Here is a 23,786-nt window from a genome sequence, read left to right as displayed (position 1 = left end):
GGGCGTACGCGGTGGCGGGAACGCCCCCGGACCGGTCCCCTCGGGTCCGCCGTGCCATCCGTGCGTCACCGCCGCCCCCTCTCCGGACCATCGGTCCCGCGTTCGGCTTTCGTCCCTACGGTAGTGGTCTGTCAGGATGACCGGATGCGCTCGCCATCGATCGGACGCCGCACGCTGCCGGCGTACCCGGTAGTGCTGCTCGTGGCGGCGCTCGCCGCCGGGTGCGGCACCCCGGCCGGGCGTGCCGACAGGTGGCAGGAGCCGAGCCCGGTGGTGACCGCCGCGCAGCCCGCCGACCCGACGGCGCCGCCGGTCGGCTCCTCGTCCGCCGCGCCGTCGCCGTCGCGCGCCGACGTGAAGCGGGTCTTCCCGGTACGGGCCGGCGACGTCGACTACCACCCGACGCACGGCGGCTACCCGGGCACCGACGTGTTCGCCGACTGCGGGGAACCGGTGGTGGCGGTCACCGACGGCGTGGTGCTGGAGGTGAGCCGCGTCGACCGGTTCGACAGGCGCGGGCCGCTGGGCCCGAACAACGGCGGGCTCTCCGTGTCGCTGCTCGGCGACGACGGCGTGCGCTACTACGGCTCGCACCTGAGCGCGATCACCGTCGGCGTGGACGCCGGGGTGCGGGTGCGTGCCGGGCAGCAGCTCGGCGAGGTGGGCCGTACGGGCAACGCGAACAACGTCTGCCACCTGCACTTCGGGCTCTCCCCGAAGTGCACCGGCGCCGACGACTGGTGGATCCGCCGGGGCGTGGTCTGGCCGGCGCCGTACCTGAACTCCTGGCGCAAGGGCGGCAACCGCTCGCCGGTCGCCGAGATCACCGCCTGGCAGCGCAAGCACGGCTGCCCGGCCGCGCCCGGCCGGCCCACCAGCGGCGGCTGACGATGCGGGGCCACCCGCCGGACGGCGTGAGCGCGTAGGTTCCAGGACATGACTGCCCGGGATCCCCTCGCCGACCTGCGCCGGATCGCGTTCCTGCTGGAACGGGCCAACGAGGCCACATACCGGGTCCGGGCGTTCCGGTCGGCGGCCAAGACGCTCGGCGCGCTGCCCGCCACGGAGGTGGCCGAGCGGGCCCGCACCGGCAAGCTGACCGAGCTGTCCGGCGTCGGTGACGTCACCGCCCGCTGCGTGGCCGAGTCGCTGGCCGGCGAGGAACCGGTCTATCTGCGCCGGCTGATGGCGACCGAGGGCACCGACCTGGACGAGGCGGCGGCGAAGCTGCGGGACGCGCTGCGCGGCGACTGCCACACCCACTCGGACTGGTCCGACGGCGGCTCACCGATCGAGGAGATGGCGCTGGCCGCGGTCGAGCTGGGCCACGAGTACATGGTGCTCACCGACCACTCGCCCCGGCTCACAGTGGCCCGGGGCCTGACCGCCGAGCGGCTGCGCAAGCAGCTCGACCACGTCGCCGCCGTCAACGAGGCGCTGCCGAAGGGCTTCCGCATCCTCACCGGCATCGAGGTGGACATCCTCGCCGACGGCTCGCTCGACCAGGACGAGGAGCTGCTGGCCCGCCTGGACGTGGTGGTCGGCTCGGTGCACAGCGGCCTGAACGACGACCGGGCGAAGATGACCCGCCGGATGCTGACCGCGATCGCGAACCCGCACCTGGACATCCTCGGTCACTGCACCGGCCGGATGGTCTCCTCCCGGCCCGCCGGGGTGACCGGGCCCGGCGACCGGGGGCACCGGGCGCGTACCCGCAAGGAGAGCGACTTCGACGCGGACGCCGTCTTCGCCGCCTGCGCAGAGCACGACGTGGCCGTCGAGATCAACTCCCGGCCGGAGCGGCAGGACCCGCCGAAGCGGCTGATCCGCCTCGCGCTGGAGGCCGGGTGCCGGTTCGCCATCGACACCGACGCGCACGCCCCGGGTCAGCTCGACTGGCAGCGTTTCGGCTGCGAGCGGGCCGCGCTGTGCGGCGTACCGGCGAAGCGGGTGGTGAACACCTGGACCGCCGACCGCCTGGTGAAGTGGACCGCCGGCCGGAGCTGAGGGTCAGCCCCGGGTGGCCGGTTCGGCGGCGGGGACGGCGGGCGCCACCGCCTCCGGGCGACGGCGGCGCCGCCCGAACAGGCCCTGCGCGACAGCCACGCCGACGAGCACCACGAACGCGCCCACAGGCTGGTGCCAGTTCATCCGCTCGCCCAGCACCACCGCGCCGACGAGCACCGCGAACACCGGGACCAGGTATGTCACTGTGGACGCCGTGCTCGCCCCGGCCAGCCGGATGTTGCGCATGTTGATGACGAAGGCGAGGCCGGTGCCGAGCGCGCCGAGCGCCAGCACGCTCGCGACCACGCGCGGGGAGAGGCCGGTCGGTGACGGCGGCGTCCCGGCGAACGGCGCGACCAGCGCGAGCTGCGCGGTAGCCACCAGCAGCTGGGCCGCCGACAGCGACAGCCCGGAGTACGCACTACCCGCGACGAACCTCTTCTGGTAAGGAATGGCCAGCCCGTAACAGGCCGCCGCGCCGAAGCACATGAGCTGGCCGACGAAGTGGGCGCCGCCGACGCCCTCCCAGACGCCGAGCACCACGAGCACACCGGCGAAGCCCAGCCCCAGCCCGACCGCCCGCCGGGTGGTGAGCCGCTCGGTGCGGAACACCAGCACCGCCAGCGGCAGCACGATCAGCGGTGTGGTGGCGTTCCAGATGCCGGCGAGCATCGACTCGACCCGCTGCTCGCCGTAGCCGAACAGCGTGAACGGCACGGCGACGCCGAACGCGGCCACCACGAGCATGTGCGCCCAGACCCGGAGGTCGCGGGGCAGCCGGTCGCGCAGCATGGCCAGCACCACGAGCAGCGTCAGCGCGCCGGTGGCCACCCGGTAGAGGGTGAGGTGCACGGGGTGCAGCTCGGTCACGCCGACCTTGATGAACAGGAAACTGGAACCCCAGATGGCGGCGAGCGCGACGAAGCCGGGCAACCAGGCCCGCACCGGTGCCCGGTCAGGAGTGATCTCGACGTTCACCCCTGACACTCTGCCGCAGGGGTACGACGAAGTCGCGCGGTATTCCGGATGCGCGGTCACGTAGGGTCGCCTCGTGGGACGAATCGATGACCTCGCCAACCGGTACGTGGCCGAGTGGGCCCCGCTGAGCCCGACCGGTGCCACCTACGTCGGCATCGCCGGCTACGACGACCAGCTCGACGACCTGTCGCCCGAGGGCTACGCGGCGCGCGCCGAGCTGGCCCGCCGTACGCTCGGCGAACTCGACGTGACCGAGCCGGAGACCGAGGCGGAGCGGACCGCCCAGGAGGCCATGCAGGAGCGCCTCGGCCTGGAGCTGGCCCGCCACGACGCGGGCGAGACCGGCAGCGAGGTCAACGTGATCTCCAGCGGCCTGCACGAGATCCGGATGGTCTTCGACCTCATGCCGACCGACGGCGAGGAGGCCCGGGCGAACGTGGCCGCCCGGCTCAACCGCTTCGCGTCCGCACTGGACGGCTACAAGCGCACGCTGCGCGAGGCCGCCGCCGCGGGCCGGGTCAGCTCACAGGTGCAGCTCGTCGAGGTCGCCAAGCAGTGCGACGTGTGGGTCGACCCGGAGGGCGACAACTTCTTCCACGGGCTGGTCGAGCGGCTCGACGCCGACGGCGCGCTCGGCGCGGAGCTGCGCAAGGGCGCCGCCGCCGCGACCGCCGCCACCGCCGAGTTCGGGCAGTTCCTGCGCACCGAGCTGGCGCCGGCCGGGCGGGAGAAGCAGGCCGCCGGGCGGGAACGCTACGAACTGGCCTCGCAGTACTTCCTCGGCGCGAAGGTCGATCTGGACGAGACGTACGCCTGGGGCTTCGCGGAGCTGGCCCGGCTGGAGGCCGAGATGCGGGCGGTGGCCGCGCGCATCGCCGGTCGCGGCGCGTCGATCGACGACGCGGTACGCGTGCTCGACGCCGACCCGGCGCGGACGGTACGCGGCAAGGAGGCGTTCCGGGACTGGATGCAGGCGCTCGCCGACCAGGCGGTCAACGACCTGAACGGCACCCACTTCGACATCCCCGAGCAGGTACGCCGGATCGAGTGCTGCCTCGCGCCGACGAGCGACGGCGCGATCTACTACACCGGGCCGAGCGAGGACTTCTCCCGGCCGGGGCGGATGTGGTGGGCGGTGCCGCAGGGCATCACCGACTTCTCCACCTGGCGCGAGGTGACCACCGTCTACCACGAGGGCGTGCCGGGTCACCACCTCCAGGTCGCCCAGACGGCCGTCCGGGCCGACCTGCTCAACCGCTGGCAGCGGCTGCTGTGCTGGGTCTCCGGGCACGGCGAGGGCTGGGCGCTCTACTCCGAGCGGCTGATGGACGAGCTGGGCTACCTCGCCGACCCCGGTGACCGGCTCGGCATGCTCGACGGGCAGGCGCTGCGCGCGGCCCGGGTCATCGTGGACATCGGCATGCACCTGGAGCTGGAGATCCCGAAGGACAACCCGTTCGGCTTCCACCCGGGCGAGCGGTGGACGCCGGAACTGGGCTGGGAGTTCATGCGGGCGCACTGCCGGGTGCCGGACGAGAACCTGCGCTTCGAGCTGAACCGCTACCTGGGCTGGCCCGGTCAGGCGCCGTCGTACAAGGTGGGCGAGCGGATCTGGTTGCAGGCCCGGGAGGACGCGAAGGCGCGCAAGGGCGCCGACTTCGATCTCAAGGAGTTCCACCGCCAGGCGCTCGACCTGGGCTCGCTGGGGCTGGACCCGCTGCGCAAGGCGCTGGCCCGGCTCTGAGCCGGTGGCGGGTGCCGGCGATGACTTTCGCCGGCACCCGTCCGGTCAGGCGCCGAGCGTCAGCCGCAGCGTGGGCCGGCCGGTGAGCGTGTCGCTGGTGACGTACGCCAGGTCGATGACCGGGTCGGTGAACGTCACCGGGATGGGCAGCGTGACCGGCAGGCCGTCCGGGAGCGGCAGGTCCGGGGTGAGCGTCAGCTTGATGCCGGCGAGCTTGCCGACGAACCGGGTGCAGTAGAACGCGACGTCGTCGCGGACCGTGAGCCGGTCGGTCGCGTACCGCTGGGTGCGGCCGCGCGGGCCGTCGGCGACCAGCAGGAAGTCGTCGGTCACGGCTTCCTTCATGCTGAACTTCAGCACCTTGAGCGCGCCCCGCTCGGTCTGCAGGTCGGTGATCCCCTCGAACCGCAGCCCGGTCATCGTCACCTTGGTGCCGGTGAGCTTCGACGGCGTCTGGGCCACCTTCGGCAGGCTCGGGTCGGCGGCGATCCGCGGCAGCGGCTTGCCCGGTTCCACTTTGCCGGGCTTCGCCGGGTCCACCTTGCCGGGCTTGTCCGGCGCCGGGCAGTCGGCCGATCCGGGCCGGGTCGACGGCTTGCTCGTCGGGGCCGCCGATCCGTTCGCGGTCGGTGTGGGCGAGGGCGTCTCGCTCTTCTTGCTGCCCTTGAACAGGTCACCGATCCCGTCGAAGAAGTCGGTGATGATGTTGCCCTCCCGCGTCGGGCTCGCGCTCGGCGACGGGGTGGGCGTCGCCGTGGGCGCGCTCGCGCCGGGCGCCGGCGTGGCGGGCTTCGACGGGCAGGCGCTCGCGGCGGGCTTGTTCGGGGCGGCCTGCACCGCCCTCGGCTGTACGGCCAGGCCGGCGGTGGCGAGGCCGAGCACCACGAGGACGATGCCGAAGGCGCGCGGGTCCGCAGAGCGGCCCGCCCACTCCGGCGGACCGCCGTCGGATCCGGCGGGCTTCCCGTTCACCGACTGCCGAGGGACCGGCCGCTCCCCGCCCGGCCACTCGGCAGTCGGCTGCTCGACGGCCGGTCGCACTCCGGCCGGCACCTCGACTGTCGGCCGCTCGTCCGCGGCTGGTTCGTCCACCGGCTGCGCGTCCACGACGGTGTCGGGCTCGGCGTCGGTTCCGGCGGCGCGCTCGGCGTCGGTCTCGGCGGCGGACTCCTCCGCGCTGGCGGCGGACTCCTCCGCGCCGGGGGCGGCCGGACGGGCCGGCACCCAGGCGAAGGCGAGGGCGCTGCCCACGATGCCGAACAGCAGGCCGAGGAAGAAGCCGCCGAGGTTGAGCCCGATCAGCGAGTAGATGGTGGTGATCGCGGCGACGATCGAGTAGAACAGCCGCTGCGCCGGGCTGAGCCAGAGCAGCACGCCGCAGGTCACCAGGATGGCCGGGATCAGCAGGGCGAGCAGGCCGGTGGCTCCGCTGCTGAAGCTCAGGCCGTTGAGGGTCAACCGGGTTGAGGCGAGCATCTCCACCCCGGCCAGGATGATGAACAGGCCACCCCAGAACGGCCGGCTCCGCTGCCAGCGGCGGAAGGTCCGCCACGCCCGGGCCGCGGTGCCGGTCCGGGTGTGGGACGGGTCGACGGTTGTCACGTACTCCTCCTGGCGGAGCGGGAACGGGAACGGTGGGGCGGGCCCGCGGTGGTCGGCCACCGCGGGCCGTGCTCAGCTCAGAAGCACTCCTTGCCCTTGGCGTCGTCACCCACGTTGACCTTGAGCCGGAGCCCGACCAGGTTGAACGTCGAGGAGGTGGTGTAGCGGGAGACCTGCTTCAGGTCGCGGATGGTCACCCGGTCGGAGTTCTGGCCGAAGGAGCCCCGCTGCGCCGTCGGGTTGAGGTCGCTGGCGTCGCGGCCGATCTGGATGTTCGTGAAGGTCGCGTTGCCCTCGAGCGAGTCCATCGCGATCACGAGGTCCTTGGCCCGGGCCGGGTCCTTGCCGTCACCGGCGTTGATGGTGAGCACCACCGGCAGGCCGGGCAGGTCGGCGCGGACGGACTGGCAGAGCTTGTACAGCTCGGCGCTGCTGATCTCGGCCATCGCGACCGGGTGCGTCGCGCCGGCCTTGCCGTTCTCGCCCTTCTCGCGGACGATGCCGCCGTACTGCTTGAAGCCCTCACCCTCCAGGCGGTCGGCGCCGATCTTGAACGTCTGCCCGGACACGGTGATGTCGGAGGCGATGGCGCCGGTCGACATGCCGAACAGGATGGCACCGGCGGCGGCCGTGGTGGGCACGATCATGGCGGCGAAGCGCCGCCACCGGGTACGACCCTGGTTGTCGAGCCGATTCTGCACGGGTTCCTCCTCGAACGAATGTGCGCGGCGGCCGGTGGGGAACCGGTGGCACGCGCTGGACCCGCCCCTCTGTTACCGACGGGTAACGATCGAGCCTGATCGTGCACCCGATGCGGTGTAGCTCACAACCCCCCGATTACCGGGCGGTAATACGAGGGCGGGAGTGCGAGGTGACCCGGTGTCACGAAACGCCAGCCCAGGCGGGATGCCCAGGGCGGCATCTCGTCTCAAAACCGGCATAGATGATGGTGAAAGCGACGGAAAGTTACCGGACATCCGCCAGTTACAATCGAGTAACAAATGTAAAGTAGCTTCGCCCGCATGGGAGATCTCCACGACGGAGGGGTGGGCCGCTGTGCGGCCCACCCCTCCGTCGTGCTTCCGGCGTACCGGTCAGCGGCGCTCCACGTCGCCGGCGCCCGAACGCTGGGCCGGCACCTCGTCGGACCGCCAGTTCGTCGACGCCGGCGGGATCTCGTCGTCGAGCGGGCCACCCACGGGCTGCTGGTCCACCCGCGTCGCCGTCGGGTCGGAGGTCGGCGGGTCCGCCCGGTGCCGGGCGCTGCCGTCGCTCTTGGGCCGCGTCACCAGCCACACGCCCGCGATGAGGGCGATCAGGCCGAGCACACCGGCGATGATCGGGCCCCAGAGGCTGATCATGCCGATCTTGAAACGGTTGTCCTTCACCGTCTCGACGCTGCGGCTGATCGTGGCGTCGTTGTAGTTGAAGTCCGCGTCCAGCAGCACGGTCGGGGTGCCGGTGTCCGGGCGCAGCTCCTTGTACTGCTGCTCACGCACCTTGATGTAGGCGCCGGTCACCGGGTCGACCCAGAGCGTCCGGGTGTTGCTGTAGACGACCTGCCCACTGGTCGCGCTGGGCGCGAACTTGCCCAGCAGGGTCTTGACGCTGTCCGCCGGGGTGTTCAGCGGCTCGTTCTCGATCCGCTGCACGAAGCGGTACGTCTCGACGCCCTTGATCTTCTCCGTACCGGTGAACCGCGCCGGGTACGTCTTCTTCAGGTCGCGGTCGAACACCTGGTAGTCACGCTTGCCGGTGCCGAACGGGAACTTGTAGATCTGGCCGGAGTAACGCACGTTGCCGACCGGGGCCTGCTCCGCCCCGGACTCGTTGAGCCACTGCTCGTCCCACGGCGCCGCCGCACCCGAGATCCGGTACAGCGCCAGCTCGGTGCTGTACTGGCTGATCACGTCCTGGTTGTCGCTGCGCTTGACCGTCTGGTAGACGTTCCAGATGACCGCGTCGCCCTTCAGCTCCTTGGGCACGCGGTCCTTGGTGTCCTCCGGCTGCGGGATGACCTCGATGCTGGACACGAGATCGGCCTGCGGCACGTCGATGCTTACCGCGCCGTTCTCCGACTTGATCTGTAGGAACTTCGCGCCCTTCGCCTCGGCGACGGACGTCGTTGGTTCCAGGTCATAGGGCAGCTTGGTCACGGCGGGGGCCACGTAGAACGGCAGCCCAGCCGCGAAGACCAGCAACAAGACACCTAGCCCGAAGAGCGCGGCGCCCACGCGAAGCTTCACTCATCCTCCTGTAACCTGCCGCCCTACGGTCTGTCGTCCGGGGCACCCGATCCTTAGCATTGGCGGGAGGTTACTCCCCAGTCACCTGCAAAAGCGACCCCCTGGATGTCCAGATGTCCACAGCCACCACGCCAACAACGCCGGAGCCTGCGGTGACCGGCCGCCTTCCCGCCCTCGACGCGCTGCGAGCGATCGGCGCGGTGGCGGTCGTCGGCCACCACGTCGGCTTCCAGACCGCCGTCACCATGAACACCGCGTGGGGCGGCTGGTTGGCGCGCCTGGACGTGGGCGTCGCGATCTTCTTCGTGCTCTCCGGTTTCCTGCTGTTCCGCCCGTGGGCGCTCACCGTCGCGACCGGGCGCCCCCGGCCCCGCACCAAGCGGTACTTCTGGCGCCGCGCGTGGCGGATCCTGCCCGCGTACTGGCTTGCGGTGGTGGTCTGCTTCGTCGTCCTGCCCGGCAACCACCCGGTGTCGGCCGGTGACTGGCTGCGCCATCTCACGCTCACCCAGATCTACGGCCCGGGCCAGCTCCGGCACGGCCTCAGCCAGACCTGGAGCCTCGCCACCGAGGTCGTGTTCTACCTGCTCCTGCCGCTGCTCGCGGTGCTCGCCGTGGGCCGGACCTGGCGTCCCGTCCGCACCGTCCTGCTCGCCTCCTCCGGCGCGCTGCTGACCGTCGCGTGGGTCGCCATGATGGGCGCCGGCTGGCTCGACGGGGCGCTGCACACGATGTGGTTCCCGTCGTACGGCGCCTGGTTCGGCGGCGGCATGGCGCTGGCCGCGGCGCACGTGGCCCTGCGTACCGGCACCGCGCCGGCCGCCTTCCGCCTGCTCGACGACCTCGCCTCGGCGCCGCTCGCCTGCTGGGGGGCGGCGGTCGCGGTGATGGCGATCGCGACGACGCCGATCGCCGGGCCGCGCGACCTGACCAGCCCGACCGCCGTCGAGTTCGGCACCAAGATGGCGCTCTACCTCCTGATCGCCGTCCTCATCACGATCCCGGTGGCGTTCGGCGGGCGGACCCGGGCCAAGGAGGTCTTCAGCAGCGGGTCGGCACGGTGGATGGGCCTCGTGTCGTACGGGCTGTTCCTGTGGCACCCGCTGGTCATCGAGCTGATCTACCTGCTCGACGACCGACCGCTGTTCACCGGCGGGTTCCTCAGCACCTTCGCCCTGACCATGCTCTTCGGCCTGGTGTACGCCGCGCTCAGCTACTACGGCGTCGAGCGCCCTCTCCAGACGCTCGGCACGCAGCGCCGCCGCCGGCCGGCCGGACGCGGGCCGGCACCGGAGACGCCAGCCGTCGCCGCCACCAATCCGGACGTCGCGGCACCGGCCTGACAGTAACTCCTCGATCACGTCAGGTGACCTGACGACGGCCGTCGGCCCAACGCCGCCGGTCGGGGCATTGCCGGGCGGGGAGCCCAGCCCTTAATGTGACGCGCACCGCTAAATTACTTGAGAGTAGGGTTCGCGTGGAGCGTCGCTTCGGCATGCCCGGACACGTGCTGTTCCTCAACTGGCGAGACACTCGCAACCCCGAGGGCGGCGGTTCCGAGGTGTACGTGGAACGGATCGCCGCCGAGCTGGTGTCGCGCGGATTCCGCGCCACCCTGTTCTGCGCGGCGCACCGCGAGGCTCCCGCCGACGAGGTCAACGAGGCGGGCATCCGATTCATCCGGCGCGGCGGCCGGCACACCGTCTACCTGTGGGCGGCGCTCTGCTACCTGGCCGGAGCAGTCGGCCTGGGCCCGCTCGCCGCACGCCGGGGCGGCCGGCCGGACATCCTGGTCGACGTCTGCAACGGCCTGCCGTTCCTCGCGCCCCTCTGGGCCCGGCGCCCGGTGGTCAAGCTGATCCACCACGTGCACCGCGAGCAGTGGCCGGTGGTCCTGCCGAAATGGGCCGCCCGGTTCGGCTGGTGGGTCGAGTCGTCGCTCGCGGTACGCGTCTACCGGCGGTGCCGGTACGTCACCGTGTCCGAGGCGACCCGGCGTGAACTCGGCACCCTCGGCGTACCGCCGGAGCAGGTCTCGGTGGTCTACAACGGCACGCCGGAGATGCCCCGCACCGACGCCGAGCGCGCCCCGTTCCCGCTGCTCGTGACGCTCAACCGCCTGGTGCCGCACAAGCGGGTGGAGGTGGCGCTGCGCGCGGTCGCGGCGCTCGCCGACGAGCTGCCCCAGCTGCGGCTGGTGGTCGCCGGGCAGGGCTGGTGGGAGTCGCACCTGCGCGAGGTCGCCGCCGAGCTGGACATCACCGACCGGGTCGACTTCCGGGGCTTCGTCACGGAGGAGGAGAAGGCCGCGCTGCTCGCCTCGGCCTGGGTCGCCCTGACGCCGTCGCTGAAGGAGGGCTGGGGGCTGACGATCGTGGAGGCCGGCGCGGCGGGCACGCCGACAGTGGCGTTCCGGGAGGCGGGCGGCGTCGCGGAGGCGGTGGTCGACGGGCGTACCGGCCTGCTGGCCGACGACATCGACGACTACCTGGCCAAGGTGCGCACGCTGCTGCACGACGACGAGATGCGTCAGGAGATGGGCGCCCAGGCCCGGCGGCACGCGGCGAACTTCACGTGGCCGGTGGCGGGGGAACGCTTCGCGACCCTGCTGGAGACCGCGGACTCGCCCCGCCGGGTGCAGCGGCGGGGCGATCCGTCCTACCTGTTGCCGTAGACCTCAGGGGCGTACGGGTCCTGCTTCCCGGCCCGCTTGGCCGCCTCCGAGGCGCTGCGAGCCTCGGACGCGGCCTCCTCCGCCGTGGCGGTCGCGGCGGCCGAGATCCCGCCGAGGGCCAGGATCCCCAGCAACGCCGCCACCAGGCCGGACACGACAAGGGTCAAAGCTCTACGCATGCCATTCCTCCAGTGGTGAGACGTGCGAGCGGACGTTACCACGCAGTAGCTCGCCGGCGTAGGGTCGAAAAGGCGGCAGCCATGACCGCCAGAACGGCAGTTCCGCACACGAACACGACAAGCCAGCGGCCCGCCCCGGCCCGCTGCGGCGCGCCCGACGCGGCCGGGTTCCGGTAGAGGCTCAGCGACTCCCCCTCGTACCGGAGGTCGAGACCGGCCAGCACGGCCGGGTCCACTGTGCTCGGCGTGCCGTGCTGCACCACCACCCAGCCCACCCCGGTGGCCGAGACCGGCCGCCCCTCGGCGAGCATCCGGCGCACCTCGCGCAGCCGCGGATTCTCCCCGGCCACCGCGACGTCGTCGACCACCAGCGTGTCGTCGGTGAGCACGGTTCCGGGCAGGTAGCGGGGCGCCGGGTCCAGCACCACCCGGCCCGGGTTCCACGGATAGGCCCGGTAGGCGGTCAGCGGCAGCGCGAGGACCTCACCCGGGTCGTCGGGCAGGCGCTCGGCGACCGCCCGCCAGTCCGCCGGGTAACGCACCGGACTGATCCGGCCGGCCCCGCCGAACGCCAGGTCCGGCATCGCGGCCACCGGCAGGAGCAGCAGCCCGGCCAGCACGATCCCGCCGACCTCCCGGTCGATCCGGGCCACCAGTCGCTCGGCGCCCAGCGCCGCGCACACCACCAGCACGAGGGCGTACGGCGCGAGGAACTTCTGCCCGTCGCGGAGCAGCCCCGCCCCCGGCACGTGCGCCACCGCCCAGCTCAACGCGCCCTGCCCACCGGGCAGCACGGCGAGGGCGGCCAGCAGGTACCCGCCACCGGCCAGCACACCCAGCCGTACCGCCGCGCCCGCCGGCAGCCGGCGTCGCAACAGGCCGGCGCCCACCACGGCCAGGACCACGAGCACCACTGTCGCCAGCGGAGCCAGCGCGGCGGACCGGCTGGACGGGGTGGCCTGCGCGCTCCAGATGCCGCCGGTGCCCGCGAGCGCCACCAGCGGGCCGGCCCAGTTCTCCGCGCGCGCCGCGAACGCCGCCACGCCGGCCGGATCGGACGTGCCGCCCGCGCCGGTGACCAGGGCCGCCACGATCCACGGAGCGTTCAGCAGCGCGACACCGCCCACCGCAAGCGCCGACCGCCGGAGCCGGCGATCCGCCGCCAGCACCAGCACCGTCGCCAGCGCGATCAGGCCGCCGGTCGGGGTGATCGCGGCGGGCGCGGCGAGCAGCACCACCCGGGCGAGCGCGCCGTCGCGGCCCGCCCGCAGGTTCAGCGCCGCCCGCGCCAGCCAGGGCAGTGCGGCGTACGCCAGCAGCAGCCCCCACTGGCCGATCAGCAGCCGCTCGGCCAGGTACGGCGTCCACGCGTACGCCACGGCGGCGACGAGTCGCACCGCACGCCGCTCGGTCGGCACCAGCCGTCCGGCGCCCACCGCGGCGAACAGGACCGCCCCGGCCAGCGCCACCCGCTGCACCACCCAGCCCGGCACGAGCTGGGTCACCAGCGAGACCAGCGCGTCCATCGGCACCGCCCGGGGCAGGCTCTGCGCCGGGGCCACCAGATCCCAGCTCAGCGGCTGCCGGGGCACGAACACCATGTCGTACCGCAGCGCGTAGCCCGGCGCCGCGAGCGGGGCCAGGATCAACGCGGTGGCGGCGACCGCCACGAGGTACAGCGGAAGCGACTCCCGCCACCGCCGGACCGCGGGGCCGCCGCCCTCGGCGGTACGTCCGGTCATTGCGGCTTCGGCACCGCCTTGCCGATGGTGATGAGGTTGGTGCACAACCTGACCCCGGGGGTGTTCACCGTCAGCTCGACGGCGGACCCGGCGCCCTCCAGCATGAAGAACACGTCGTTCAGCCCGCTCTTCAGCGTGATCTCGCGGGTGGCGTCGCCGAGGTTGAACACCGCTGTCGAGTCGCCGGAGCCGACGTAGCCGAAGTGCACCACGTACGGCCACTCCACCAGGTAGCCGTCCATCGGGATCCGGACGGTCCGGCCGCCCTCGGCCAGGTGCCCGCAGCCCTCCACGGGCCCGGGCGCGACCTTGCGCCCCTCGACCACGACCGGACGGATCCGGCCGTTCTCGTCGAACGTCGACGGCTTCTCGCTCATCGTCACGAACGTCGGCTTGCGCGGCGCCGGCCGGAAGAAGTGGGACTGGAGATTGTCCGGCCAGAAGTACCCGGCCACCACCCGGTCCGGCACGGTGGTGTCGAAGAAGACGGTGCCCGGCGGCGCTGCGGCCAGCTCGGCCTGCGTCGTGGCCAGGTAGTCCCGCCCGTGCTTGGTGCTCCAGTTGTCGCCGAAGCGCGCGGTGCTCCACAGCGTGCCCACGCCGATGGTGGCCAGCAGCACCACCATGGAGACCAGACCGACCGCGAAGGCCCCCGGCTCCCGCAGCACCGTCGGCAGCGGCCACGCGGAGACGTCGTCCTCGTCGCTGTCCTTCATCCCGAGCAGCGCCACCCCGACGCAGATCGCGGCCACCAGCACCACGTCCGCGACGTACCGGGGGACGACGCCGACCAGCGGCCCGAGCGGCCCGCCGAGCCGGGTCACCGCGAACAGCGCCGCGACCAGGCCCAGGTAGCAGGCGAGCAGCAGCCAGGCCCGCCCGGCGGACGGCCGCCGCCGCACGGTGACCACGATCAGCGCCGCGAGCACCGCCCAGGACAGCCACTTCGCGATGTCGTACGGGTCGGACAGCGGCGGCCCGTCACCGGCGTACGTCCAGCGCCACGGCCCGCCGAGCAGGCCCGGCACCACCGTGTCGCCGATCAGGTCGCCGAGGAAGGTGAAGACCTGCCCGACCGAGGTGGGCTCGTCCAGCCCCCGGGCCGGGCGGGTCAGGTAGTACGCCAGGTACGCACCGGACAGCGCGGTGAGCATCAGCCACGCCGGCCAGAACCGCACGACAGTGTTCACGAGGCTGCGCCACGCGCGTCCCTTGGTGAACAGGAACGCGGTCAGCAGGAACAGCAGCGGCACGATCAGCAGCGCCTTGGTGTCGAAGAGCAGGCCGAACACGACCCAGAGCGCGACCAGGACGAGGTGCCGCTTCCGCCCGGTGCGCACGTACCGGACCTGGGCCGCCACCGCCAGGACAAGCGCCAGCTGCGGCGGCAGCACGAGCAGCCCGACCAGCCACAGCGACGACACCTCGAGCGTCAGCGGGCTGAACAGGAACAGGCTCAGCGGGACCAGCAGCCCCCAGCCGGGCCGCAGCAGGTCACGGAGCAGCCGGTACAGGGCGATCCCGACCGCCGCCTGCCCGGCCGCCAGCAGCAGGATCCACGGCCACCCGGCGAAACCGGCCGCCCGGACCATCAGCCACGCGACCGCCAGCCCGGCCGGCATGAGGTGGTTGTTGAAGGTGCCCAGGAGGTAGTCCGGGTCCAGCCGGGTGTCCAGCACCTGCGCGGCGATGACGAACTCGTCCTGCGAGAACCAGCCACGGGCGGCCAGCCCGGCGCGCGACGCGACGGACACGACGATGAGGGCGATCGCGACCGCGCGGACGCGGTCGGCGGCTATCCAGCGACCGATCGGTCCGGGTCCGTCGTCCTCCGCGCCGACGGCTGCCGGACGCGTCTCGGCCGCTGCTTGTGGCATTGACATGGTCGGCAGCCTGCCACACGCTTACCTGCCGTGGGGACGGCCGTTCCGCCGATAACGCCCAGCACCGGCCCCCGGTCGCCGCTGCGGGCCGGTTCCGGATAACGTCGCGCGACACGCGTCATGTGCGGGTACGCGTACGGCCGGCGGAGACAGGAGCCGAAAATGCGGGCGGACGGGACGACAACGCCGCCGACGGGGACGGATGCCCCCGTCCGGGAGACCGGCCGTGCCCGGCAGACGGCACGGCGGTTCCGGCACCTGACGATCTGTCTCGCACTCACCGCCCTCGCCTTCCAGCAGGCGCCCGGGCAGGTGGTCCCGGACACCAAGGTCGACCTGAACGTCAATCCGGCCGGGTGGCTGCTGCGCTCGCTGCACCTGTGGGATCCCACCGGCACGTTCGGGCAGCTCCAGAACCAGGCGTACGGATATCTCTGGCCGATGGGCCCGTTCTTCCTGCTCGGGACGGAACTGGGTGTCGCGCCGTGGATCGTCCAGCGGCTCTGGTGGGCGCTGCTGTTCTGCGTCGCGTACCTCGGTGTGGTGCGGCTGGCGGGCCGGCTCGGCATCGGCAGCCCCGCCGGCCGGATGATCGCCGGTGTCGCGTTCGCGTTGTCCCCGCGCATCCTCACCCAGCTCGGCTGGTCGTCGGTGGAGTCCTGGCCCAGCGCCGTCGCGCCGTGGGTGCTCATCCCGCTCGTGGGCCTCGCCCGGGGCGCCCGGCTGCGCCGCGCGGTCGCCGGATCGGCGGTGGCCGTCGCCTGCGCGGGCGGTGTCAACGCCACCGCCGTCGCCGCCGTGGTGCCGCTCGCCCTGCTCTGGCTCGCCACGCTCAAACCGCTGCGCCGCCGCGTCACCGCCCTCGCGGCCTGGTGCGGGGCGGTCGCCCTGGCCACCGCGTGGTGGCTGATCCCGCTGCTGGTGCTCGGCCGCTACAGCCCGCCCTTCCTGGACTACATCGAGACCGCCCGCAACACCACGAGCGTCACCGACGGGGTGACCACGCTGCGCGGCACGTCCTACTGGGTCGCCTACCTGGCCTCCCCGTTCGGCGCGACCATCCCGGCCGGCGCCCGGCTGGCGAACGACACGCTGCTCGTCGTGGCCACCCTGGCGGTCGCCGCGCTCGGGGTGCTCGGCCTGTCCCGGCGCGGAATGCCGCACCGCCGGTTCCTCATCACCGGCCTGCTGCTCGGCGTCGCGCTCGTCGGCCTCGGGCACACTGGCGACCTGCCGAACATCCTCGCCGGGCCGCAGCAGCAGTTCCTCGACGGCATCGGCGCCCCGCTGCGCAACGTGCACAAGTTCGACGTGCTGCTCCGCCTGCCGCTGGCGCTCGGCCTGGCCCACCTGGTCAGCCTCGCGGTACGCGCCGCCCGGACCGCCCCCGAGCAACGCCGTGGCCGGGCCACGGCCCGCGCCTGGCTCACCGCCGGCACAGCCATGGTCGCGGTCGCGGGCGTCGCCTCACCGGCGCTCGCCGGTGGCCTCGCCACGCCGGGCGCGGTGAAGGACGTGCCCGGCTACTGGCACGAGGCCACCGACTGGCTGGACGCGAACACCGGCCGTGGGCGGGTGCTCGTCGTCCCCGGCGCGCGCTTCCCCGCGTACGACTGGGGCAGCACCACCGACGAGATCGCCCAGCCGCTGCTGGACAGTCGGTGGGCGGTGCGCAACGCCATCCCGTTCACCCCGCCCGCCACGATCCGGCTGCTGGACGCGATCGAGTCGACGCTCGCCACCGGCGCCGGTTCGGCCGGCCTGGCCGACCTGCTCGCCCGCTCCGGGATCAGCCACGTCCTGTTCCGCGCCGACCTCGACCACGGCCGCTCGGACACGGCCCGCCCGGCGGTCGTCCGGCAGGCGCTGGAACGCTCGCCCGGCCTGAGCCGCGTCGCGTCCTTCGGCCCGGTACGCGGCGGCTCCGACACCCCCGACGAGTTCCGCGACCAGGGCCTGGACGTGCCCGGACGGGCACTTGAGGTGTACCGGGTGGACCGGCCCGTCCAGCCGGTGGTCGCGTACGACCGCGACGACGTGACCACTGTCGTCGGCGGTCCCGAGTCGCTGCTCGACCTGGCCGCCTCGGGCCAGCTCGGCCCCGCGCCCACGGTCCTGGCCGGCGACGCGAAGGCCGGCGAGTCCACCGGGCGGGTCGTGCTGACCGACGGGCTGCGCCGGCGCGACGTGTCGTTCGGCCGGCTGCGCGACAACTCCTCGCAGACACTCACCGCCGACGACACCTTCGCGGTGTCCGCGCCCGCGCACGACTACCTGCCCGACTGGGGGCCGGAGTGGTCGACTGTCGCCCGCTTCGAGGGCATCAGCGGGATCCGCGCCTCGACCGCCCGCTCCCAGATCGACGCCACCGGCGGCACCCGGCCCGAATACCAGCCGTACGCGGCGATGGACGGGAACACCACCACGTCCTGGCGGTCGGCGCCGCACTCCCGCAGCGACAGGCAGTGGATCGAGGTGAACCTGGCGAACCCGACCCGGGTCACCCGGGTGGAGGTGTGGTTCGACCTGAAGGCCGACGCCCTGCCCACCACGGTCACCGTGACCGCCGGGTACGAGAGCCGCACCGTCGAGCAGTTCGGCGACCACATGGTCTTCGAGCTGCAGGGCGTGCACGCCACCCGCAAGGTCGAGGTCTCCGTCGACGCCGCGTTCGACCTGCGCCCGTTCGGCGACAAGACGGTCGGCATCACCGAGATCAAGATCCCCGGCATCCAGACCAGCCGGACCCTCCAACTGCCCGCCGCACCCGCCACCGACCAGCCGGCCGGCGTCGTCGTGTCGGCGGCCCCGACCACGCCCGCCTGCTTCACCGTCGACGGCCGCCCGCGCTGCTCCACCGACGCGGTCCGCGGCTCGGAGGACGCCTCCACCATCGACCGCACCTTCACCCTGCCGGTTGCCGGGACGTACGACGCGAAGCTGTGGGCGCGGCCGACACCCGGCCCCGAACTGAACGCCGCCCTGGACAAGCTGGTCGCCGAGGCCCAGCCGCTGCGCCTCGCGCCGCAGGTCACCGCGTCGTCGACGGCGGTACCCGACCCGGCCGGCCGGCCCGGCGCGGTCCTCGACGGCAACCCGGCCACGAGCTGGTCACCGGCGCTCAACGACGAGGCGCCGATCCTGCGCCTCACCTGGCTCGAACCGCAGGTCATCAGCCGGATCCGGTTCACCGTCGAGGAGGGGACCGCCGCCACCCGGCTCGGCAGCGTACGGGTGGTCGGCAACGACGGGTTCCGCAGCAACCTGCTCACGAACGACGGTGTGCTCACGCTCGACCCGCCGATGCGAACCGACTCGATCACCATCCAGTTCCTGGACAAGCCGTCCGCCACCAGCACCGACCCGTACGGCCTGCGGCTGCCCGAGCCACTGCCCATCGCCGTCGGCGAGGTGACGGTGCTGCCCCTCGGCACCACAGTCGCACCCCGTCCGGAAACGCCGCTGAAGCTGGCCTGCGGCTCGGGTCCGACGCTTCAGGTCGGCCCGTCCCGGATCACCACCACGCTCACCGGCACGGTCCGTGACCTGCTGGAACTACGCGAGATGCCGGTGACGGCCTGCGGCCGGACCACGCCCAAGCAGCTCGACCTGGGCAGCGGGGAGCACCGCGTCGTCACCACCGCGAGCACGCTCGCCACCGCCACCCGGGTCGCGCTGACGCCACGGACCGCGACGCCCGCCGCGGCGGCCACCGCCGGCGACATCGAGGTGCGTTCCTGGTCGGCCACCGAGCGGCGGGTACGCGTGGCCGAGCACTCCGGCGACCGGGTGCTCGCGGTCCGGGAGAACACGAACACCGGCTGGCAGGCCACCATCGGCGGGAAGACGCTCACCCCGCTCGTGGTGGACGGCTGGCAGCAGGGCTGGATCCTGCCCGCGGGTGTCTCCGGGGAGGTGGTGCTGCGCTTCACGCCGGACACCCCGTACCGGATGGGCCTGCTGCTCGGCGGCGTCCTGCTGGTGGTGGTGGTCCTGCTCGCGGTGCTGCCTGATCGCCGCCCCGCCGGGGATCGCGCGGTCGCCGCCGTGCCGGCTACCCGGCGCCGGCTCACCCGCTCGCTGCCGCTGCTCGCCGTCGGCGCCGCCGCGCTCGTGCTCCACAGCGGCCTGCTCGGCGGCCTGCTGGTCGCGGCGGGCTTCATGCTCGCCGTACCCGGACCGCGTCGCCTGCCCTGGGGCAGCGACCCCCGGCGGGTCAGGCGGCTCGTCCGGGCCGCCGAGACGTGGCTTCCCGGGGCGCTCGTGGTGCTCGCCGGATGGATCTACCTGGAGTCGGCCGACCGGCACACCGACGCGCTGCCGCAGCTCGTGACGGTCGCCGCCCTCGGCGCGCTCTGGCTCTCCACCACCGCCCGGCGGCGGCCCGTACGCCGGATCCGCCCGGCGGCGACCCCGGCCGTGCCGGCACCCCGCGAGCCGGAACACGACGCCGCGCCGGTTCCGGATCGGGAGGCGGACCGCGACGATCGCGCCGAGCCGGACGGGCGACCGGCGCCGGACGCCGCCCCGGTGTCCCGCGTCTCGGAGATCACGTGAGCGACGGGCGGCCGGACCCCGCGCCCGAGCCGGCGGACGGCCGCCGGAGCGGGCTGGGCGCGGCGGGCGTCGCCGTCACCCTCGCCGGTGTCCTGGTGAACGGCCTGGCCTACCTGGTGCCGGTCCTCGCCGCCCGCAAGCTCGACGCGGACGACCTCGGCGCGCTCGCCACCGCCCTCGGGCTGGTCGCCATCGCCGGTGTGCCCGGGCTCGGCCTGCAACTCGCCGTTGCCGTGCACCACGCCCGGCACGGCCCGTCCGACACCCGGCGGCTCACCGTGCTGACCGCCGCCCTGTGCGCGGGCGCGCTGGTGCTGGCGACGCCGGTGCTGGTCGCCGCGCTGGACCTGCCGGTCGTGGTGCCCGCGCTGCTGGCCGTCACCACGGCCTCGGTGGTGCTCTCGTCGCGCTCGCTCGGCGAGCTGCAGGGCGGCCAGCGCTTCCTGCGGCTCGCCACCGCGATGGCGCTGCTCGCCGCCGCCCGCTACGGCGGGGTGATCGTCGGGCTGCTGCTCGGCGCGGGCCTGACCGGCGCGCTCGGCGCCGGGGCGCTCACCGCCGCGCTGGCGCCCCCGGCGCTGGCCTGGCTCACCGGCACGCCCCGGCGTCCCTCTGCCGCCCCGCGCCTGACCGTCGCGCAGGTGACCGCCGGATGCGGGGCGACGCTGGCGATGCTCGTCGTCTCCTACGCCGACCTGCTGCTGGCCCGCCAGCTGTTGCCGCCCTCGGGCTCCGGCGCGTACTCGGTGGGGACTGTCCTGACCAAGGGCGCGCTCTGGGCGCCGCAGGTCGCCGCCGTCCTGGCCCTGCCGCGCCTGGCCCGAGGGGACCGCCGCAGCCGCACCGTCGCGCTCGCGGTGACCGGCGCCTGCGGTCTGGTCCTGGTGGGCGCGTCGGCGATGGCCGGCGGGCTGGCCTTCCGGCTCGTCGGCGGACCCGACTACACGGCGCTGGGCCGGTACGCGCCGCTGTTCGCCGCCGTCGGCGCGCTCTACGCGGTCACGTTCGTGCTGCTCAACGACCGTCTCGCCGGGGGCGTCAGGTGGGCGGCGGCACCGCTGTGGTTGGGCACCGCCGCGCTGGTGACTGTCGCCGCCGCCGTGCGCCCGCGCACCGTCGGCGGCCTGGTCGTCGCGGCCCTCGTCACTGCCGCGGTCACCACGGCGCTGATGGCCGTACCGGCGCGCCGGCGCACGGCCGGACCTCCGCCCGCCGCTGTCCGTGCGACGCTGCCCACCGCGGCGCGACCCCGAAACGGGTGATCGGTGCGACACCGGCGGTCACCCGACACGACCTCCGGGCCGGACACTCCCGGTGGGCCCGAGCGTTGGTTACCGTAGGTGTCTCCCGTGGGGGAAGCGGTCCCCGCGTGTACTTCCGATCGAGGTTGCAGTGACGATGTACGGCGAGAAGATGCCGGCTGCCGACGACCGACCCACCATCAAGGTGGCGGCGGTGAGCTGGCCCGGCGTCGAGATCGAGCCGGTCGCCACACCGCCCGGGGGCGACGCGGCCAAGCCCACACGCTCGCGACGGACCCGGCTGCTGCTGGCCGGGGGGATCGTCGCGGCCGTCCTGGCGGGCGGCGTCGGCCTTGGCGCCTACGCGTACGCCGGTGACGTGCCCCGCGGCACCACGGTGCTCGGCACCGAGCTGGGCGGGCGCAGCCGCGCGGAGGCGGCCCAGACGCTGCGCGCCGAGCTGGAACGCCGGGCCGAGAAGCTCAACGCCCCGCTCGCGGTCACTGTGGGTGAGAACAAGGCCGAACTGAAGCCCTCCGACGTGGGGCTCGCCATCGACGTGGACGCGACAGTGGCAGCGGCGGCCGAGGCCGACGCGCACGCGGTGAGCCGGCTCGTCGGCTCCCGTACGGTCGAGCCGGTGGTCACCGTCGACCAGGCCAAGCTGGGGGCGGCCCTGCGCAAGGTGATGGGCCCGCAGGGGCGTGAGATGACCATGCCGGCGATCATCTGGACCGGCACCACACCGAAGCCGGTCTACCCGAAGCCGGCGCTGACGATCGACACGGACGGGGCCACCGCCGTGGTGAAGGCCGGCTGGCTGGCCGCCGAGCCGGTCACCGTGCCGCTGGTCGAGAAGTGGCCGGCCACCACCCGCGAGGAGGTGGATCGCCTCGTCGCCGAGCTGGCCCGGCCCGCGGTGGCCGCGCCTGTCACGCTCACCACCGACGGCGGCTCGGTCACCATCCCGCCCGCCGCCATCGCCCGGTCGCTGCGCTTCTCCGCCGACGACGCGGGCACGCTCACCCCGAAGGTCGACGTCAAGCGGCTGCGTGCCGCGCTCGGCGACCGGCTCACGAAGCTCGAGGTGGAGCCGAAGGACGCCGGCCTGACCATCAGCGGCGGCAAGCCGAAGGTGGTGCCCAGCAAGGCCGGGCGCCAGGTCGACGCCGCCGCGCTCGGCCCGGCCCTGCTCGCGGTGCTTCCGAAGACCGAGGGCCGTACGGTCACCGCCGAGCTGAAGCCTGCCGCCCCCGAGCTGACCGAGGCGGAACTGGCGAAGCTCGGCATCAAGGAACGGGTGTCGAGCTTCACCACCCAGTTCACCGGCGGTCTCTCCTCGCCGCGCAGCCAGAACATCGTGCGGGCCGCGAAGGACGTGGACGGTGCGCTGGTGAAGCCGGGCGAGACGTTCTCGCTCAACGGGCACACCGGCGAACGCGGCTACGACCAGGGATACAAGGACGCGCCGACGATCGTCGGCGGGAAACTCGTGCCGGGTGTCGGCGGTGGTGTCTCCCAGTTCACCACCACGCTGTTCAACGCCACCTACTACGCCGGGCTGGAGGACGTCGAGCACAAGCCGCACTCGTTCTACTTCAGCCGCTACCCGGCGGTGATCGAGTCGACCATCTACTGGCCGCAGCTCGACTTCAAGTTCCGCAACAACACGCCCTACGGGGTGCTGATCGACACCTCGTACACGTCCAGCTCGATCACCGTCTCGATCTGGAGCACGAAGATCTACGACAGTGTGAAGACCGAGTACGGCCCCCGCCGCGACATCACCCAGCCGAAGACGGTCTACCTGACGCCCGGGCCGACCTGCATCGCCGCCGCCGGCAGTGTCGGGTTCGCCCAGGACGCGTACCGGGTCATCAAGAAGGACGGCAAGGTGGTCAAGCGGGAGAAGTTCAGCTGGCGCTACGACGCCGAGCCCCGCTTCATCTGCGCCCCCAAGCCGGGCGACGACTGATCCGCTCACGCAGAAGGCCCCGCCGGCATGTCGCCGGCGGGGCCTTCTCATGCTTCTCAGGGCCGCGCCGCGGCCAGCCCTTCGCGTACGCCGTCCGCGTCGCGGTCGGTGCCGTAGACGGGCGTGTCCGGCTGCTGCCGCCAGCTCTCGTCGAGAGTGCCCGCGTCGACCGGGTCGAAGCCCAGCTCGTCCACAAGCCCCATGACGATCCGCTTGGCGTCGGCCTCGTCACCGGCCACCGGCAGCGCGATCCGGCCCGCCGTACCCGCCGGCTTGCCCTCGTCCATCAGGTGCGCGGCCTGGATGTTGTTGAACACCTTCACCACCCGCGCGCCCTTGAGGTGGTCGGCGGTCCAGCGGCTGGAGCTGAGGCTGCGGTCCAGCAGCTCGGGGATGTCCCCGTCGCGCTGGGGGTAGTAGTTGTTGGCGTCGACCACCAGCTTGCCGTCGAAAAGCGCCGCCGGGAGCTGCGGCACCGCCTTCAGCGGGATCGCGACGACGACCAGTTCCGCATCCCGCACGGCCTCCTCCACGGAGACGGCCCGGGCGCCGGTCTCGGCGGCGAGGTCGGTCAGGCTCTGTGGGCCGCGGGAGTTGGCCACCGCGACGTCGTGACCGAGTGAACGCAGACGACGGGTGAGGGTGCCCCCGATGTGCCCTGACCCGATGATTCCGATCTCCATGCCCACTCCTGTACCCCGTACGGTCGGACCTCATCACGGCCCCGGCGTACGGCACGTCACGTTTCGCGCCGCCGAGCCGGCGGGCGGGCCGACGTGTGTCGGCGGTCCCGGCTCGACGGTACGAGACGGAGGCGGCCCGGCGTGGTGATTCCGGGGGAGTACGCAATTCAGGGCCACCCTGTGCGGGGTGGCCCTGAATTGAAAGATTGTCCGGCGGTGTCCTACTCTCCCACACCCTCCCGAGTGCAGTACCATCGGCGCTGGAGGGCTTAGCT

At 73.2% G+C, this 23,786-nt stretch carries 16 protein-coding genes; 8 read left to right on the top strand and 8 right to left on the bottom strand.

The window, feature by feature from the left end; all coding sequences use genetic code 11:
* Positions 1 to 144: 144 nt before the first annotated feature.
* On the top strand, positions 145 to 888 hold the full coding sequence (locus AB0C17_RS16935) for a M23 family metallopeptidase (protein WP_357389551.1): 744 nt from the start codon (positions 145 to 147) through the stop codon (positions 886 to 888).
* A 48-nt stretch (positions 889 to 936) separates the two neighbouring features.
* Positions 937 to 2,007 (top strand): PHP domain-containing protein, encoded by a 1,071-nt coding sequence (locus AB0C17_RS16930; protein WP_357479290.1) that lies wholly within the window; start codon positions 937 to 939, stop codon positions 2,005 to 2,007.
* Positions 2,008 to 2,010: 3 nt separating this feature from the next.
* On the opposite strand, the gene AB0C17_RS16925 is transcribed toward AB0C17_RS16930, so the two are convergent.
* Entirely contained in the window at positions 2,011 to 2,985 is a 975-nt protein-coding gene (locus AB0C17_RS16925) for a DMT family transporter (RefSeq protein ID WP_357389555.1), read from the bottom strand.
* Between the two features lie 73 nt (positions 2,986 to 3,058).
* Between AB0C17_RS16925 and AB0C17_RS16920 the strand changes: the two genes are divergently transcribed.
* On the top strand, positions 3,059 to 4,729 hold the full coding sequence (locus AB0C17_RS16920) for a DUF885 domain-containing protein (RefSeq protein ID WP_357389557.1): 1,671 nt from the start codon (positions 3,059 to 3,061) through the stop codon (positions 4,727 to 4,729).
* A gap of 45 nt (positions 4,730 to 4,774) precedes the next feature.
* Here AB0C17_RS16920 and AB0C17_RS16915 read toward each other — a convergent pair whose 3' ends face one another.
* The 3 genes from AB0C17_RS16915 to AB0C17_RS16905 all read right to left on the bottom strand — a co-directional run bounded on the left by AB0C17_RS16915 (position 4,775) and on the right by AB0C17_RS16905 (position 8,577).
* Positions 4,775 to 6,331 (bottom strand): DUF6114 domain-containing protein, encoded by a 1,557-nt coding sequence (locus AB0C17_RS16915; RefSeq protein ID WP_357479287.1) that lies wholly within the window; start codon positions 6,329 to 6,331, stop codon positions 4,775 to 4,777.
* A gap of 77 nt (positions 6,332 to 6,408) precedes the next feature.
* Positions 6,409 to 7,032, bottom strand: a complete 624-nt coding sequence (locus AB0C17_RS16910; protein ID WP_357389561.1) for a DUF6230 family protein — start codon at positions 7,030 to 7,032, stop codon at positions 6,409 to 6,411.
* A gap of 393 nt (positions 7,033 to 7,425) precedes the next feature.
* Complete coding sequence (locus tag AB0C17_RS16905; protein ID WP_357389563.1) at positions 7,426 to 8,577, bottom strand: porin PorA family protein; 1,152 nt, start codon at positions 8,575 to 8,577, stop codon at positions 7,426 to 7,428.
* Between the two features lie 113 nt (positions 8,578 to 8,690).
* Between AB0C17_RS16905 and AB0C17_RS16900 the strand changes: the two genes are divergently transcribed.
* The gene (locus AB0C17_RS16900; protein ID WP_357479284.1) at positions 8,691 to 9,920 is read left to right on the top strand and encodes an acyltransferase; all 1,230 of its coding nucleotides are present in this window, start codon (positions 8,691 to 8,693) and stop codon (positions 9,918 to 9,920) included.
* A gap of 152 nt (positions 9,921 to 10,072) precedes the next feature.
* The gene (locus tag AB0C17_RS16895; RefSeq protein ID WP_357479457.1) at positions 10,073 to 11,251 is read left to right on the top strand and encodes a glycosyltransferase family 4 protein; all 1,179 of its coding nucleotides are present in this window, start codon (positions 10,073 to 10,075) and stop codon (positions 11,249 to 11,251) included.
* Here AB0C17_RS16895 and AB0C17_RS16890 read toward each other — a convergent pair.
* The 3 genes from AB0C17_RS16890 to AB0C17_RS16880 are packed head-to-tail and all read right to left on the bottom strand — an operon-like array spanning position 11,236 to position 15,055.
* A complete protein-coding gene (locus AB0C17_RS16890; RefSeq protein ID WP_357479281.1) occupies positions 11,236 to 11,430 on the bottom strand; it encodes a hypothetical protein in 195 nt (64 codons plus the stop codon). The genes AB0C17_RS16895 and AB0C17_RS16890 overlap by 16 nt on opposite strands.
* Before the next feature lie 35 nt (positions 11,431 to 11,465).
* Entirely contained in the window at positions 11,466 to 13,172 is a 1,707-nt protein-coding gene (locus AB0C17_RS16885) for a hypothetical protein (RefSeq protein WP_357479278.1), read from the bottom strand.
* Positions 13,169 to 15,055, bottom strand: coding sequence for a hypothetical protein (locus AB0C17_RS16880; RefSeq protein WP_357389571.1), 1,887 nt, complete (start codon positions 15,053 to 15,055; stop codon positions 13,169 to 13,171). Before AB0C17_RS16880 ends, AB0C17_RS16885 begins: the two co-directional genes overlap by 4 nt.
* Before the next feature lie 162 nt (positions 15,056 to 15,217).
* Between AB0C17_RS16880 and AB0C17_RS16875 the strand changes: the two genes are divergently transcribed.
* From AB0C17_RS16875 to AB0C17_RS16865, 3 genes are all read left to right on the top strand, one after another.
* A complete protein-coding gene (locus tag AB0C17_RS16875) occupies positions 15,218 to 19,612 on the top strand; it encodes an alpha-(1->3)-arabinofuranosyltransferase (protein WP_357389573.1) in 4,395 nt (1,464 codons plus the stop codon).
* Complete coding sequence (locus AB0C17_RS16870) at positions 19,609 to 20,874, top strand: polysaccharide biosynthesis protein (protein WP_357389575.1); 1,266 nt, start codon at positions 19,609 to 19,611, stop codon at positions 20,872 to 20,874. Before AB0C17_RS16875 ends, AB0C17_RS16870 begins: the two co-directional genes overlap by 4 nt.
* A 136-nt stretch (positions 20,875 to 21,010) precedes the next feature.
* The gene (locus AB0C17_RS16865; RefSeq protein ID WP_357389591.1) at positions 21,011 to 22,828 is read left to right on the top strand and encodes a VanW family protein; all 1,818 of its coding nucleotides are present in this window, start codon (positions 21,011 to 21,013) and stop codon (positions 22,826 to 22,828) included.
* A 56-nt stretch (positions 22,829 to 22,884) separates the two neighbouring features.
* Here AB0C17_RS16865 and AB0C17_RS16860 read toward each other — a convergent pair whose 3' ends face one another.
* On the bottom strand, positions 22,885 to 23,511 hold the full coding sequence (locus AB0C17_RS16860; protein WP_357389577.1) for an NAD(P)-binding domain-containing protein: 627 nt from the start codon (positions 23,509 to 23,511) through the stop codon (positions 22,885 to 22,887).
* Between the last annotated feature and the right edge of the window lie 275 nt (positions 23,512 to 23,786).

The sequence above is a fragment of the Micromonospora sp. NPDC048887 genome (genome assembly GCF_040649715.1).
Classification (GTDB): Bacteria; Actinomycetota; Actinomycetes; order Mycobacteriales; family Micromonosporaceae; genus Micromonospora.
Note: the sequence above shows the minus strand (reverse complement) of the source record. Positions and strands in the feature narration are given on the sequence as shown.

Coding starts and splice junctions, on each gene's coding strand:
- AB0C17_RS16890 (WP_357479281.1), bottom strand. CDS start 11,430: ATGCGTAGAGCTTTGACCCTTGTCGTGTCCGGCCTGGTGGCGGCGTTG.
- AB0C17_RS16935 (WP_357389551.1), top strand. CDS start 145: ATGCGCTCGCCATCGATCGGACGCCGCACGCTGCCGGCGTACCCGGTA.
- AB0C17_RS16930 (WP_357479290.1), top strand. CDS start 937: ATGACTGCCCGGGATCCCCTCGCCGACCTGCGCCGGATCGCGTTCCTG.
- AB0C17_RS16895 (WP_357479457.1), top strand. CDS start 10,073: ATGCCCGGACACGTGCTGTTCCTCAACTGGCGAGACACTCGCAACCCC.
- AB0C17_RS16865 (WP_357389591.1), top strand. CDS start 21,011: ATGTACGGCGAGAAGATGCCGGCTGCCGACGACCGACCCACCATCAAG.
- AB0C17_RS16880 (WP_357389571.1), bottom strand. CDS start 15,055: ATGTCAATGCCACAAGCAGCGGCCGAGACGCGTCCGGCAGCCGTCGGC.
- AB0C17_RS16875 (WP_357389573.1), top strand. CDS start 15,218: ATGCGGGCGGACGGGACGACAACGCCGCCGACGGGGACGGATGCCCCC.
- AB0C17_RS16860 (WP_357389577.1), bottom strand. CDS start 23,511: ATGGAGATCGGAATCATCGGGTCAGGGCACATCGGGGGCACCCTCACC.
- AB0C17_RS16900 (WP_357479284.1), top strand. CDS start 8,691: ATGTCCACAGCCACCACGCCAACAACGCCGGAGCCTGCGGTGACCGGC.
- AB0C17_RS16885 (WP_357479278.1), bottom strand. CDS start 13,172: ATGACCGGACGTACCGCCGAGGGCGGCGGCCCCGCGGTCCGGCGGTGG.